This is a genomic window from Oceanobacillus sp. NCCP-135 (assembly GCF_059698015.1).
Genome location: NZ_BAAKSZ010000050.1, coordinates 1 through 14,349, shown reverse-complemented (window position 1 = coordinate 14,349; position 14,349 = coordinate 1). Strand labels below are relative to the sequence as shown.

Genomic DNA, 14,349 nt, shown 5'->3' with positions numbered 1-14,349 from the left:
TTTATGTCTTTTTATCTTATTTAAGAAGGCTCTTTTTATTAAGTTATCAAGGTGCGAAACTTAAATTTTAAATATTATTTAAGAAAAGGTTGTGTTTTTTCTTTGCCTACACCCTTTACCTTTTATACGAAATAGACAGCCGCTATTATAGGGTGTGTAAAGTAGCTGTCTAACACCCTTTCGTGATAAAAAATTTCTGAAAGGATGATTACATTGAGTATTGTAGTTGGAACAGCTTTAAGCAGGGGAGACACTGGACAAGATGTATTGGAATTACAACAAGCCTTGGTCGATAATAATTTCTATCCTGATATAGATGCATCTGATAATGGTGTTGATGGAAGTTATGGACCGGATACAGAAGATGCTGTCCGTCGTTATCAAATTGTTCATGGGTTGACGGTTGATGGAATGGCCGGTCCTGAAACTTTATCATCGCTAGGATTATATGAAGGGAGTTCAGTTAACAGCGGAATCACAGCCTTACAACCAGGTAACAGAGGAGAAGCAGTACGAATCTTACAGCAAGCTTTAGTAGATAATAATTTCTACCCTAATATTAATGCTCCTGATTATGGAGTTGATGGAAGCTATGGTCCAAATACAGAGGAAGCTGTGCGTCGTTATCAGCTTATGAATGGTTTAAAAGTCGACGGGTTGGCAGGACCTAAAACCTTATCTTCATTAGGCATCTATAGTCAAGTTTCCAATGATTCTAATACAATCGGAGCCTTGCAACCAGGAGATTTAGGTAAGGAGGTACGGATCTTACAACAGAACCTGAAAAATTTAGGTTATTATACTGGTAGTATTGATGGAAGCTATGGACCAGCTACAGAGAGTGCTGTTCGAAACTATCAAAGTGTAAATGGTTTAGAAGTTGATGGAATGGCAGGTCCCGCAACCTTAACTTCTTTAGGTATCTATAGAGGAGTTTCTGAAGGAACTGTTACAATTGGGGCATTACAACCAGGGGATTTAGGTGAAGAGGTAAGAATTTTGCAGCGATCTTTAGCTGATAAAAATTATTATACTGGTAATATAGATGGAAGTTATGGTCCAGCTACAGAAAATGCTGTTCGTAGGTATCAAAGTGCGAATGCCTTAACGGTTGACGGTATGGCGGGGCCCGCAACCTTATCATCTTTAGGTATTTATAATGGAAGTTTTAAAACCGGTACAATTGGAGCCTTGCAACCAGGGGATTCTGGGGAGGCAGTACGAATTTTGCAACAAGCATTAGTGGATAACAATTTCTATCCAGATATAAATGCTGCAAATTATGGAGTAGATGGTTTTTACGGGCCTGACACTGAAGATGCTGTCCGTCGTTATCAAATTATGAACGGTTTAACGATTGATGGAATGGCCGGGCCTGAAACCTTATCTTCTCTTGGAATCTCTGGTGCTGGTTCGGGTGGTTCACGAGTTATCGGAGTATATGGAAGTGCATTGTTACCAGGAGATGTTGGTCATGCCGTCCGTTTGTTACAACAAGTTCTAGCCGATAAAGGCTTTTACCATGATAACATCGATGGAAGTTACGGTCCAGCAACAGAAGATGCTGTTCGTCGTTATCAAATTGCTAATGGTTTGACGGTTGATGGAATGGCCGGGCCTGAAACACAGGGTTCATTAGGGCTCAAAGAAGGCCGTTCTGACGGCGATGACTTTTCTGGAGGTAATTTTGATGATCTTTCTATAGCTCAACTTTTTATTCCATCATCAAACTGGAACCGTCCAGGATTCTACTTGAATCCAACTTATATCACGATTCATGAAACAGCTAACACTGCACCTTCTGCTACGGCTGCTATGCATGCCGAATATGTAAGAAATCCTACTACTAATGTATCTTGGCACTTTACGGTGGATGATCGATCTGTCGTTTATCAACATCTTCCATTAAATGAAACGGGTTACCATGCAGGTGATGGAGCCGGAAATAGAAACAGTATTGGTATTGAGTTATGTGTAAATTCAACTGGTAACTTCTATCAAACAAGAAAAAATGCTGCTGCCTTAGTTGCAAAACTTATGACTGACTACAAGATACCAATAAATAATGTCGTAACCCATAACTATTGGAGCGGTAAACTTTGTCCCGCTAATCTTTTGTACCAATTTCAAAGTTTTCGTAATCAAATTTTCGATTCAATTGCATCGAATCTAGACCCAAATGATCCGACCGTTTATAGCGCAACTTCACCTTTTGCTGATGTTTATGAATTCTATACTAAAGAAGCAGTAGGTTCGATCAGTTACGAAAAGCAATACAATGTTAACTTTGGACCAATAAAAGGAAGTTTGTCTGGTTCAATAATTATAGGAGATCCTACCCAAGGGAAATGGGATCTACCAGTGGATAAAGCCTTAAAAGGAGATATACTTGATGGTACTATCAACCAAGCCTTAATGGTTTTGTTAGATGAAGGGTTAATTCCTGTAGCAAGTGATTTGAGGCAAGCTAAGGTTGAATTTAATAACGCCGCAAATAATGAATTATCTAATATTGTTGAAATTCGCATGAGTATATTCGATCCTAAAATAATTACAACACCTCCTTTCCTAGAACCGAACTGGTTAACTATAGAGGTTTTAAGAAAAGTAGATGACGGTGTTTATGTGTTGGAGAAAATTGTCTTGGAAGATATTGATTGGGATACTGAAGAAACAATTAGAAGATTAGGAGGTTTAATTTTACTGTTATTACTAATTGTAGTTTTATTGTTGAGTGCTGGTTACGCAATAGCAAGTATCATGTTGATTTTAAGATATATTGCTTTATATGGTTGGAGAGTTCCTCTAGCTATTTAAATTTTTATTGCACCTTCCATAGTTTTCTGTTAAGGTTTACCTTGCATAATACTATGGGAGGTTTTTTTGTGGGTAGGCTACTTATATTATTTTTATTTATCCCTTTACTTTTATCTGCATGTAGCGACGGCAGTACTAAAATTGAAAATACAAGTCCAGAAGAAGAGTCTGTGTCAAGTACTGAAAAGAATGATATGCCAAATAACAAATACAATTATGGTGATTTTGAAGTTGTAAAAAAGGCTGAAGAAATAGGTTCTTTTAAATCTGGACCTATCTCCATCACAGTGCCAGAAGCACATCTCGTTAGCGGAACGTTTGCTGATGAATATTTCATTGACGAATTTGGAAAAGAGGATGTGGATTATATTCAATTAGCTATGGTTATATCGACAGAGAATGAAGATATTAATTTTGATTCTCAACATCTTAAACTAACAACTGATACGGGAGAAAAAGTAGAATCTCCTAATGATTTCATGAGCACAAAAGTTGAGATGAAATATTTAAGCGAAAGAGATTTGACTCGAGTTCTATTTTACTTCTTTGAAGAATCTAAGGTGGAAAACATAAATAAAGCAACACTTCATGTGAAATCCCCGACCGATGGAAGTGGTGAGTCAATAGGAGAAGATCTTGATATTGAAATAAATTTTAATGAAGGGGTAAAGGAGTAATGGAGCTTTATATATATTTACTTATTTTAATTATAGTCCCCGTTTTAGTGATTATTCTCATTGTTAGAGCGCTTAAAAAGCAAGTATCTTTTATAAAAAGTGAAAGAGAAGAAAATAAAGATAACTATAATGAGCTTTTAAATTTAAGAACGGAAAGTGCCGAACGGGAAAAGGAAATTCTTGAAATACAGAAAAAGAATTTGGAAATACATAAAGAAATCCTTAATGAGTTAAAAGAAATTAAAAAAAGATAGCCTTTGGATGAATTATCAATTCATGAAAAAAGAGTGATAAACCAGTCGAGCGACGTAGGGAAAAGGCAAGAGGCAAACGCCTTCATAAAGATTAAGTTGAGGAATTAATTTCATTTTCTCAGCTTTTTTCTACTTGATCACTAGCATAATCAGTAACTATTTGTTTATAATGTTATGGTATGGTTTAATTCGGTTATTGTAGTATAATAAGAAAAAATCACTATAGTATTTTCAGTCGGGCAAAAAGCCTTATTATATAAGTAAAGGGAGTGTTGCTATGAGCTTGAAGAAATACAGCCATGAGGAATTAAAGAATATGTCAATGATTGATTTGGCAAATTTAATATTACTGGATAAAAAAAAGGCAATTAACTTCAAAGATATTTTTGGAAAAATTGCGGAACTGAAAGGATTCTCCAAAAAAGAAAAAGAAGAATTAATTTCTCAATTTTACACAGATTTGAATGTCAATGGACATTTTATCACGATTGGGGAAAACATGTGGGGTTTAAAACGCTGGTATCCTGTTGAACAAATGGATGAGGAAGTTGCGAAAGCTCCGAAAAAGAAAAAGAAGAAAGCGAAGAAAAAGAAAAAAGAAGAGAAAGTTACAGAAGAGGAACTTGATATAGTTGATGAGGATATCGAGGAAATTGTCGATGACTTTGATGAAGATGAACTTGAAGATTCAGAAGATGAGTTTGCTGATGAAGAATTTGATGAAGATGAGGACTCAGATGACGATGAGGAAGATGAAAAATAAATTTTAAATAAGTCTTGGGAAGTTTGCTTGACTTTTTTAATCTGGATGAGTAGAATTCTTATTGGGCTCTTTTAAATTTAACTTCCAAAGCGTTTCCCTTACCTATTAGGGGAGGCGCTTTTTATTATTTAATTAAGATTTTAGTACAGAATAAAAAAATATGATGGGATTATATCGAGGAAAGAGGGATAAGCAGTGACTAAATATATTTTTGTAACTGGTGGGGTGGTTTCTTCACTGGGTAAAGGAATAACAGCCGCTTCACTTGGGCGTTTATTAAAAAATCGTGGATTAAAGGTTACTATTCAAAAATTTGATCCTTATATCAATGTGGATCCAGGAACGATGAGTCCATATCAGCATGGAGAAGTTTTTGTAACAGAGGATGGTGCAGAAACAGATCTCGATCTGGGACATTATGAAAGATTTATTGATATCAATTTAAATAAGTACAGCAATATTACGACAGGAAAGGTTTATTCATCTGTTATTAAAAAAGAACGCCGTGGCGATTATTTAGGTGGTACCGTTCAAGTTATCCCTCATATTACAAATGAAATAAAAGCCCAGGTATTTCGTGCAGGTGAGGCAACAAGTGCAGATGTTGTAATTACAGAGATCGGTGGTACGGTTGGTGATATTGAATCATTGCCATTCCTTGAAGCTATTCGCCAAATTAAGAAGGATGTGGGAAGAGACAGTGTGATGTACCTTCACTGTACACTTGTTCCATATATTGCAGCAGCTGGTGAAATGAAGACAAAGCCTACACAGCATAGTGTAAAGGAATTGCGTTCACTGGGTATTCAGCCTGATGTTATCGTACTGCGCACAGAACATACTATTAGTAAGGATATGAAAGAAAAAATTGCCCTATTTTGTGATATCAACGAAAAAGCAGTGATCGAAATGCAGGACGCAGATACACTTTACCAAGTACCCATTTCCTTGCAGGAGCAAAACCTGGATCAGATTACATGTGATCATTTTAGGTTAGATTGTGGACCAGCAGACATGAAAGAATGGAATACACTTGTTTCCAATGTGAGAAATCTTTCAAAAATAACGGATATTGGTTTAGTAGGAAAATATGTGGAGCTTCCAGATGCCTATATTTCTGTAGTTGAAGCATTGAAACATGCAGGGTTTGCTTATGGTACGGATATTAAAGTACACTGGATTAACTCGGAAATATTAGATAAAGAAACAATTCAAAAAGAGTTAGCCCATGTGGATGGAATTATTGTGCCAGGAGGATTTGGCAATCGGGGAATTGAAGGAAAAATAGAAGCAATTCGTTATGCTCGTGAAAGTAAAATTCCTTTCTTTGGCATCTGTCTCGGAATGCAGCTGGCAACCGTTGAATTTGCAAGAAATGTACTAGGTTTAGAAGGAGCGCATTCAGCAGAAATCGATCCCAACACTCCATATCCAATTATCGATTTACTGCCAGAGCAAAAAGAAGTTTTAGATCTTGGTGGTACATTAAGGCTTGGTAAATATCCATGTAAATTAACCGAGGGAACTAAAATACAAGCTGCCTACAATGGAGCTGATTTAATCGAGGAGCGCCATCGTCATCGTTATGAATTTAACAATAACTTTAGAGAACAAATGGCAGATAATGGATTTATTTTTTCGGGTACAAGTCCAGATGGAAGATTAGTGGAAACAATTGAACTGGGGGATCATCCATGGTTTATAGCATGTCAATTCCATCCAGAGTTCAAATCACGCCCGACAAAAGCACATAGTTTATTTAAAGGATTTATCGGTGCAGCTGTTGAACAACATAATAATTAAATTGAATCCCCGAAGAGGAACTTCCTTTTTGGGGCTTTTGTTTAAGGACTTATTTTGCTGATTTTAATCTTTGGAGTGGGTCTACAATAGCTATAAACTCCGTCATAGACAAAACTGCCTAAACCCAAGCTGGAACTGTCCAATAGAAGGTGCAACAGGAAAGGGAAACCACAGCATGGGAGGAATTTTCAAAGTCCTATCCTTTCAGAAAAATCCTTTTACTAGCGATAACAAAAGTTAACATCTTTGCAGGAAAATGGAAGTCCTATCTAGAATTAAAGTAATTGGGGATGAAAGTCTAAAGGGGGAAAGTTTATTGGTTAAGGAAATTTTGGTGGTTGATGATCAGCCAGGAATACGTATGTTATTAACTGATATTCTTGAAAATGAAGGATATAAAGTATTTACAGCTCATACAGGAAAAGAAGCATTAACGGAAATTTTTGAGCGTGCATTTGACTTAATTATTTTAGATTATAAACTGCCAATCCTTGATGGAACAAAGGTTTTACAGGAAATGGAAGCTGCTGAAATTCACATACCAGCAATACTAATGAGCGGTTTAGCAGAAGATATACTAACAGAAATCGGAAACTACAGTTCAGTGAAAGAAGTATTGGCAAAGCCATTTAATGTATCGGATGTTTGCGAGCTTGTAAAGACGATACTCGATTAAAATTTCTCTATTCTTGCACCTGGATGCTGGAATTGGTATTCTTATATTGTAGATTAATTAAACAGGTGAATGTATTCATCGAAGAGGAGGATATACTATGCCATTGGTTTCTATGAAAGAAATGCTAGAAACAGGGAAAGAAAATGGTTATGCAGTTGGACAATTTAACATAAATAATTTGGAGTATATACAAGCTATTCTCCAAGCAGCAGAGGAGGAAAAATCACCAGTCATTCTAGGTGTATCTGAAGGTGCGGGAAAATACATGGGTGGTTTTAAAGTAGTTGTATCCATGGTAAAAGCATTAATGGATTCTTATGGTACAACTGTGCCTGTAGCGATTCATTTAGACCACGGTTCAAGCTTTGAAAATTGTGCAAAAGCAATTCAAGCAGGCTTTACTTCTGTCATGATTGATGCTTCGCATGATCCGTTGGAAGAAAATATTGCTACAACAAGTAAAGTGGTGGAACTGGCACATATTCATGGTGTTTCTGTAGAAGCAGAACTTGGTACTGTTGGTGGCCAGGAAGATGACGTAATAGCAGATGGCGTAATCTATGCAGATCCTAAAGAGTGTCTGGAACTTGTTAACCAAACTGGAATTGACTGTTTAGCCCCAGCATTAGGTTCTGTTCACGGTCCATATAAAGGGGAACCAAACTTAGGTTTTACTGAAATGGAGGAAATCTCTAAGACAATTGCACTTCCATTAGTATTACATGGTGGAACCGGGATTCCGACAAAAGATATTAAACGCTCCATTTCATTAGGTACTGCAAAAATTAATGTAAATACTGAAAACCAAATTTCGCAGACAAAAGCAGTTCGTGAAACGCTAGATGCAAAACCGGATTTATACGATCCACGTAAATATTTAGGACCAGGTACTGAAGCAATTAAACAAACAGTTATTGGTAAAATGCGCGAGTTTGGTTCTTCACAAAAAGCTTAAGTGATGATTGCTTGAATAAAACAATTCAGAAGTGGGGGCTTGCTTAAATGAAATTTTTTATTGATACTGCGAACATTGATGAAATAAGAAAGGCAAATGAGCTTGGTGTACTCGCTGGTGTAACAACAAACCCGAGCCTCGTAGCAAAAGAAGGCGTCTCATTTCATGACCGCTTACGTGAAATTACGGAGGAAGTGTCAGGTTCTGTAAGTGCAGAAGTCATTGCTGAAGATGCAGAAGGTATGATTAATGAAGGGAAAGAATTAGCTGCAATTGCCCCGAATATTACAGTAAAAGTACCAATGACAATCGAAGGGCTAAAAGCAGTAAAGGCATTTAGTGACTTAAATATCAAAACAAATGTCACATTAATCTTCAATGCAAACCAAGCACTTCTTGCAGCACGTGCTGGTGCTACTTATGTTTCACCATTTTTAGGGCGCTTAGATGATATTGGACATGACGGCATGAATCTGGTCGCAACCATTTCAGAAATTTTCAACCGTCATCATATTCATTCGGAAATCATTGCAGCTTCCATTAGACATCCATTACATGTAATAGATGCAGCGTTAAATGGAGCACATATTGCAACCATTCCTTTGAACGTATTGGAGCAGCTCGTAAAACATCCATTAACAGACCAAGGTATTGAAAGATTCCTAGCAGACTGGAATAAGCAAAATTAATTGCATAAAAATGGAAAAGCTGCACAAGATAAGTTGAAAGAAGAAGATGCCAAAGGAAAGGATCCATTTCCTACCCCTAGATGTTAAGGGGAAAAGTAATTACTTCAAAAGATGTGTGTTCAAATTAAGCTTTGAACAACCTCAAGAAGTGGGGTTTTTAAATGCAAAAAATGTTAATTGAAGGCGGTCATTTATTAAATGGCAAGGTACGAATAAGCGGTGCAAAAAACAGCGCCGTAGCCTTGCTCCCTGCCGCAATATTAGCTGATTCAGATGTAACTATCGAAGGACTTCCGGAAATTTCTGATGTATATACATTAGGGGATTTGCTGGAGGAAATTGGTGGTACAGTAGCATGGGATGGACAAACTGTTCACATAAATCCTGAGAATATGGTATCTATGCCATTGCCAAATGGAAAAGTTAAAAAGTTGCGAGCCTCCTATTATTTCATGGGAGCTATGCTTGGGAAATTTAATAAAGCTGTTATTGGCTTGCCTGGTGGATGTTTCTTAGGACCGCGCCCAATTGACCAGCATATTAAAGGGTTTGAAGCACTTGGTGCCGAAGTTACAAATGAGCAAGGGGCAATTTATCTTCGAGCGAAAGAATTAAGAGGTGCCAGAATCTATCTTGACGTAGTCAGTGTTGGTGCAACCATTAATATCATGCTTGCAGCAGTAAAGGCAAAAGGTAAAACAATTATTGAAAATGCGGCTAAGGAGCCGGAGATAATTGATGTAGCCACATTGCTGACAAATATGGGTGCAAAAATTAAAGGTGTCGGTACTGATGTCATTCGTATTGAAGGTGTAGAATCACTGAATGGCTGCAGACACACGATTATCCCTGACCGTATTGAAGCAGGCACGTATGCAATTGCCGCAGCAGCACAGGGGAAAGAAGTGATTGTTGATAATGTCATTTCACAGCATTTGGAGTCACTGCTGGCTAAATTGCGTGAGATGGGTGTTTCGATTGAGGCAAGTGATGAGCAGTTGTTGATCACACCAAGAAACCCACTGAAAAGTGTAGATATTAAAACATTGGTATATCCTGGATTTCCAACAGATCTGCAACAGCCATTTACTAGCATTTTAACGAAAGCCGTGAATACAGGTGTGATTACAGATACGATTTATTCTGCACGTTTAAAACATATTGACGAATTAAGACGTATGAATGCTATCATAAAAGTTGAAGGTGGATCAGCTATTGTTTCTGGACCAGTTCAATTGCAAGGTGCCCGGGTGAAAGCTTCAGATCTTCGTGCAGGAGCGTCACTAATAATTGCCGGTTTAATGGCTAATGGTATAACAGAAATTACCGGTCTTGAGCATGTTGACAGAGGTTATGAAAAAATCACAGAGAAATTACTTCATCTCGGTGCAAACATATGGCGTGAAGAGATGACCGAACAAGAAATAGTTCAAATTCAAAATTCATAAATCCATGATGAGCGAACAGCTTGTCTTTTTGCTCCAACCTTTCATAAATTTTCCTTTTGGGATGAGGATAATTTATATCAATAAAGGAGAGGGAACACATGGAAAGAAGTTTAACAATGGAATTAGTACGTGTAACTGAGGCTGCAGCTCAATCTTCAGCTCGCTGGATGGGAAGAGGAAAGAAGGTTGAAGCAGATGATGCTGCAACATCAGCAATGCGTGATGTATTTGATACAATTCCGATGCAGGGTACCGTTGTTATCGGTGAGGGAGAAATGGATGAAGCACCTATGCTATATATCGGCGAAAAGCTTGGTACTGGTTCTGGTCCAGGTGTAGACGTGGCGGTTGACCCTCTTGAAGGAACAAACATTGTTGCACAGGGTACCTGGAATGCACTGGCAGTCATTGCAATTGCAGATAAAGGTACATTATTACATGCGCCAGATATGTATATGGATAAAATTGCAGTTGGTCCAGAATCAGTAGGCAAGGTAGATATTAATGCCTCCACTTTTGAAAACCTGCAAGCAGTAGCAAAAGCAAAAAATAAAAATATAGAAGATGTTGTTGCAGTCGTATTGGATCGTCCCCGTCATAAAAAGTTAATTGAGGAAATCCGTGCGGCTGGCGCAAGAATTAAATTGATTCCCGACGGAGATGTAGCAGCAGCAATTAATACAGCATTTGATGATACTGGAGTAGATATACTGCTTGGTAAGGGCGGTGCACCTGAAGGAGTTTTAGCTGCAGCAGCGTTAAAATGTTTAGGCGGTGAAATCCAAGGGAAGCTGGTTCCATCAAATGAGGAAGAAAAATTACGCTGTGAAAAAATGGGTGTAACAGATGTAAACAAAGTTTTATATATGGATGACTTTTGTAGTGGTGATGATGCAATTTTTGCAGCAACTGGAGTTACCGATGGTGAATTACTTAAAGGCGTTCAATTTAAAGGCTCTAAAGCCACTACGCAAACAGTGGTTATGCGAGCGAAAAGCGGTACCGTTCGCTTTATTGACGGAGAACATAGCCTGCAAAAAAAACCTAATCTTGTCATGGGATCCTAATTATATTTAATAATCTTCCTAAAAAAAGAAAAGGAAGCCACCAGTCTTCTTGGCTTCCTTTTCTATTAAACATTTAAATCAAAAAATAGAGTTGAATTATCGCAATTAAAAGAGTAATATGGTATATGTTTAATACATGTATAAATTGGCTACTCTAGTTTATAAGTAATGGAACTTCTAATCTAGCTTCTAATAACCTTCTTTTCTTCAAGGACAGACCTACCAAAGAAAAGTAAACTGCTCATCGTTCATAACTTGCTGATGGGACAAACATAATTTTTTATATATCTTTAATAGAAAGTGTTCAAAAGGGAGATGAAAAAGACCGGAAAGTTCATGGCGATGAAGCTTTGAGCATAGGATATCCTTCCCTGCATTCACATCGTAAGAAAGAAAATACTTTTACTTTATCAAGACCATGTCGATAATAAGTAGAAGATCCTCTGAAGACGTGTTATTTTTACCGGACTTTTGAATATCCACTTTTGAATGTAAAAACGAATAGGCGTGGTGATTTTTATGGCTGAATTAACAATCTCTCATTTAGAAACGTTAACACTGAAAGAAATTTATGCTTTAGCGAAAGAATTCAAAGTATCATATTATGCGAAATTAACTAAAAAAGAACTCATTTTTGCAATCTTAAAAGCACAAGCAGAAAAAGATGGCTTTCTCTTTATGGATGGTGTTCTGGAAATAATCCCTTCTGAAGGATTCGGTTTTCTAAGACCGATTAATTATTCTCCAAGTGCAGAAGATATTTATATATCTGCTTCACAAATTCGCAGATTTGATTTACGAAACGGAGATAAAGTATCTGGAAAGGTTCGCCCACCTAAAGAAAATGAACGTTATTACGGATTACTTCATGTAGATGCGGTTAATGGTGAAGATCCTGATTCCTCAAAAGACCGTGTACATTTTCCGGCACTAACAGCTTTATATCCTGATCGATTAATGCAATTGGAGGTTGAATCGAAAAAAATATCCACTCGAATTATTGATTTGATGACTCCAGTAGGATTTGGACAGCGCGGGCTGATTGTAGCACCACCAAAAGCTGGTAAAACAATGCTTTTAAAGGAAATTGCGAACAACGTTTCCAAAAATCATCCAGATGCAAAATTAATTATTTTATTAGTTGACGAAAGACCAGAGGAAGTTACGGATATTGAGCGCTCTGTACATGCTGATGTAGATGTAGTCAGTTCTACCTTTGATGAAGTTCCAGAAAATCATATCAAGGTTTCTGAACTTGTATTGGAAAGAGCAATGCGTTTAGTTGAACATAAACGTGACGTTATTGTTTTAATGGATAGTATTACTCGTTTGGCACGTGCATATAACTTAGTTATCCCACCAAGTGGTCGTACACTTTCTGGTGGGATTGACCCTGCAGCCCTCCACCGCCCGAAACGATTCTTCGGGGCAGCAAGAAATATTGAAGAAGGTGGCAGCTTTACGATCCTGGCAACTGCATTAGTTGACACAGGCTCCCGTATGGATGATGTCATTTATGAGGAATTTAAAGGCACAGGGAACATGGAACTGCATCTTGACCGTAATCTTGCAGACCGTAGAATTTTCCCTGCCATCGACATTTTACGTTCCGGAACGCGTAAAGAAGAATTGCTTGTGGATAAAGGTCATCTTGACAAAATGTGGGCAATTCGCAAAACAATGCAAGATTCCAACGATTTCCTCGAACGTTTCTTAAGACGGTTAAAAGCATCTGATAATAATAAGGAATTTCTGCAAATAATGGATGAAGAGATGAAACGAAAGGGTATTAAAAGATAGGTATTGGAAATATTTTTTACTTCCATTCTATTGCAATCAAATGAGGGTACTGTTATAATCTTTTTATGTGAGTTTAGCTAAGGTATTTACACTTATGAACTCCCCGCAATAAACTCTGTTTCCAAGGGACTCAGGGCAAAAAGGAGTGGAAAGACATGAAAAAGGAAATTCATCCGGAGTACAGAAAAGTAGTATTTCTAGATACCAGCTCAGAATTTAAATTTTTGAGTGGTTCAACAAAAAGTTCAGATGAAACAATTGAGTGGGAAGATGGCAACACATATCCATTAATCAAAGTTGAAATCAGTTCAGATTCACACCCATTCTACACAGGTAAACAAAAAGCAGACAAAGTCGGTGGCCGTGTAGACCGATTCAAGAAAAAATATAATATGAAATAAAGTGCTGAAGCGACTGGTAAGCTTGACACTAGCAATATACCGGAAGAAGCGTGATCTTTCGCTCTTGGGATGTCATTTGCTTACGACTTATGTCGCTAGCTTTCGAAGCTGCACTAATAAAAGACGGCTGCGACTGCTTCCAGAAGACAGGGCAAGAGTATGGAATAGCCAAGGCTTCTGGTTCAGGATCCAGTCTAATTTATATAAGCAAGTAAAAAAACAGGCAAAATGTCTTCACGTTGCCTGTTTTTTTTACTGGAAAAAATATATAAACTTTGGTTAGGTTTACCTCAAGTAAGTGGTAAACTTAGCTATATACTAGGAAAAATGTTGAAGGGAGTTCCCTGTTCATGTACGTGATGAAACAAAGTGGTTGGGTAGAAGTAATTTGTGGCAGCATGTTTTCGGGAAAGTCAGAGGAACTAATTCGCCGTGTTCGTAGGGCAACCTATGCAAATTTAACAGTACAAGTATTTAAACCGGCAATTGACGACAGATATGATGATACTTCCGTCGTATCACATAATGGAGCATCAACTGTTGCAATACCGGTAGACAACGCTAAAGACCTTTTGAAAAGAGTTGGAAAGAACGTTGATATTGTAGGAATCGATGTTTTGTACCCAAACTGTTCATGATATATCAATAGTTGACATATTAATTTAATCCATAAATTTTAGGTGATACGATAGTGTACAATAATAAATAGTTGTACACTATCTTTTTTATGGATATAATTAGAATGAATTAAGAACGTTCGTTTGTATTTTGAGGGGGAGGGGAATTTAGTTGGAGAAAAAGACATACGGGCTTAAAGTGGAAAAGACGTGAATTAAAAGTCCAAGACTGCCATCAGGGTATAGAAGGTTATATGTAATTACTGAAGATGATATTCCTATATTTGAGGTTAATGATTGGTTAGAAGCATGTAGTGTAAATCAGCACATTATTACAGGTAGTCAATTTCACTTTAAATCAGGATGAAATCTGAAATAATGT

General features: G+C 37.3%; 12 protein-coding genes and 1 pseudogene. All 13 read left to right on the top strand.

Annotation, left to right across the window (positions count from 1 at the left end; genetic code table 11):
- Nucleotides 1–213 precede the first annotated feature (213 nt).
- On the top strand, nucleotides 214–2,817 hold the full coding sequence (locus AC6HVZ_RS18855; RefSeq protein WP_497559677.1) for a peptidoglycan recognition protein family protein: 2,604 nt from the start codon (nucleotides 214–216) through the stop codon (nucleotides 2,815–2,817).
- 68 nt (nucleotides 2,818–2,885) lie between these two features.
- On the top strand, nucleotides 2,886–3,494 hold the full coding sequence (locus AC6HVZ_RS18850; protein ID WP_497559676.1) for a hypothetical protein: 609 nt from the start codon (nucleotides 2,886–2,888) through the stop codon (nucleotides 3,492–3,494).
- Entirely contained in the window at nucleotides 3,494–3,748 is a 255-nt protein-coding gene (locus AC6HVZ_RS18845) for a hypothetical protein (RefSeq protein ID WP_497559675.1), read from the top strand. The genes AC6HVZ_RS18850 and AC6HVZ_RS18845 overlap by 1 nt, the downstream gene beginning before the upstream one ends.
- 277 nt (nucleotides 3,749–4,025) lie before the next feature.
- Entirely contained in the window at nucleotides 4,026–4,511 is a 486-nt protein-coding gene (gene rpoE / locus AC6HVZ_RS18840; RefSeq protein WP_497559674.1) for a DNA-directed RNA polymerase subunit delta, read from the top strand.
- 195 nt (nucleotides 4,512–4,706) lie between these two features.
- Nucleotides 4,707–6,314 carry a CTP synthase gene (gene pyrG / locus AC6HVZ_RS18835; protein WP_497559673.1) on the top strand — a complete coding sequence of 536 codons (1,608 nt, stop codon included), beginning with the start codon at nucleotides 4,707–4,709 and terminating at the stop codon, nucleotides 6,312–6,314.
- Between the two features lie 316 nt (nucleotides 6,315–6,630).
- Nucleotides 6,631–6,990: a response regulator gene (locus AC6HVZ_RS18830; RefSeq protein ID WP_497559672.1), complete on the top strand. Its 360-nt coding sequence runs from the start codon at nucleotides 6,631–6,633 to the stop codon at nucleotides 6,988–6,990.
- Between the two features lie 97 nt (nucleotides 6,991–7,087).
- Nucleotides 7,088–7,945, top strand: a complete 858-nt coding sequence (locus AC6HVZ_RS18825; protein ID WP_497559671.1) for a class II fructose-bisphosphate aldolase — start codon at nucleotides 7,088–7,090, stop codon at nucleotides 7,943–7,945.
- A 47-nt stretch (nucleotides 7,946–7,992) separates the two neighbouring features.
- Entirely contained in the window at nucleotides 7,993–8,634 is a 642-nt protein-coding gene (gene fsa, locus AC6HVZ_RS18820) for a fructose-6-phosphate aldolase (protein WP_497559670.1), read from the top strand.
- Between the two features lie 161 nt (nucleotides 8,635–8,795).
- Entirely contained in the window at nucleotides 8,796–10,082 is a 1,287-nt protein-coding gene (gene murA, locus AC6HVZ_RS18815; RefSeq protein ID WP_497559669.1) for a UDP-N-acetylglucosamine 1-carboxyvinyltransferase, read from the top strand.
- A gap of 98 nt (nucleotides 10,083–10,180) precedes the next feature.
- Nucleotides 10,181–11,149 carry a class II fructose-bisphosphatase gene (glpX, locus tag AC6HVZ_RS18810; RefSeq protein WP_497559668.1) on the top strand — a complete coding sequence of 323 codons (969 nt, stop codon included), beginning with the start codon at nucleotides 10,181–10,183 and terminating at the stop codon, nucleotides 11,147–11,149.
- A gap of 519 nt (nucleotides 11,150–11,668) precedes the next feature.
- Nucleotides 11,669–12,949 (top strand): transcription termination factor Rho, encoded by a 1,281-nt coding sequence (gene rho, locus AC6HVZ_RS18805; RefSeq protein ID WP_497559667.1) that lies wholly within the window; start codon nucleotides 11,669–11,671, stop codon nucleotides 12,947–12,949.
- A gap of 155 nt (nucleotides 12,950–13,104) precedes the next feature.
- The gene (locus tag AC6HVZ_RS18800; protein ID WP_497559666.1) at nucleotides 13,105–13,350 is read left to right on the top strand and encodes a type B 50S ribosomal protein L31; all 246 of its coding nucleotides are present in this window, start codon (nucleotides 13,105–13,107) and stop codon (nucleotides 13,348–13,350) included.
- Between the two features lie 350 nt (nucleotides 13,351–13,700).
- Nucleotides 13,701–13,964: pseudogene (locus tag AC6HVZ_RS18795) on the top strand (thymidine kinase); the annotation flags it as partial.
- Nucleotides 13,965–14,349: the final 385 nt, after the last annotated feature.

What these genes read in the sequence shown, in the direction of transcription:
- AC6HVZ_RS18845 (WP_497559675.1), top strand. Translation starts at nt 3,494, where the DNA reads ATGGAGCTTTATATATATTTACTTATTTTAATTATAGTCCCCGTTTTA.
- rpoE (WP_497559674.1), top strand. Translation starts at nt 4,026, where the DNA reads ATGAGCTTGAAGAAATACAGCCATGAGGAATTAAAGAATATGTCAATG.
- AC6HVZ_RS18825 (WP_497559671.1), top strand. Translation starts at nt 7,088, where the DNA reads ATGCCATTGGTTTCTATGAAAGAAATGCTAGAAACAGGGAAAGAAAAT.
- fsa (WP_497559670.1), top strand. Translation starts at nt 7,993, where the DNA reads ATGAAATTTTTTATTGATACTGCGAACATTGATGAAATAAGAAAGGCA.
- murA (WP_497559669.1), top strand. Translation starts at nt 8,796, where the DNA reads ATGCAAAAAATGTTAATTGAAGGCGGTCATTTATTAAATGGCAAGGTA.
- glpX (WP_497559668.1), top strand. Translation starts at nt 10,181, where the DNA reads ATGGAAAGAAGTTTAACAATGGAATTAGTACGTGTAACTGAGGCTGCA.
- rho (WP_497559667.1), top strand. Translation starts at nt 11,669, where the DNA reads ATGGCTGAATTAACAATCTCTCATTTAGAAACGTTAACACTGAAAGAA.
- AC6HVZ_RS18800 (WP_497559666.1), top strand. Translation starts at nt 13,105, where the DNA reads ATGAAAAAGGAAATTCATCCGGAGTACAGAAAAGTAGTATTTCTAGAT.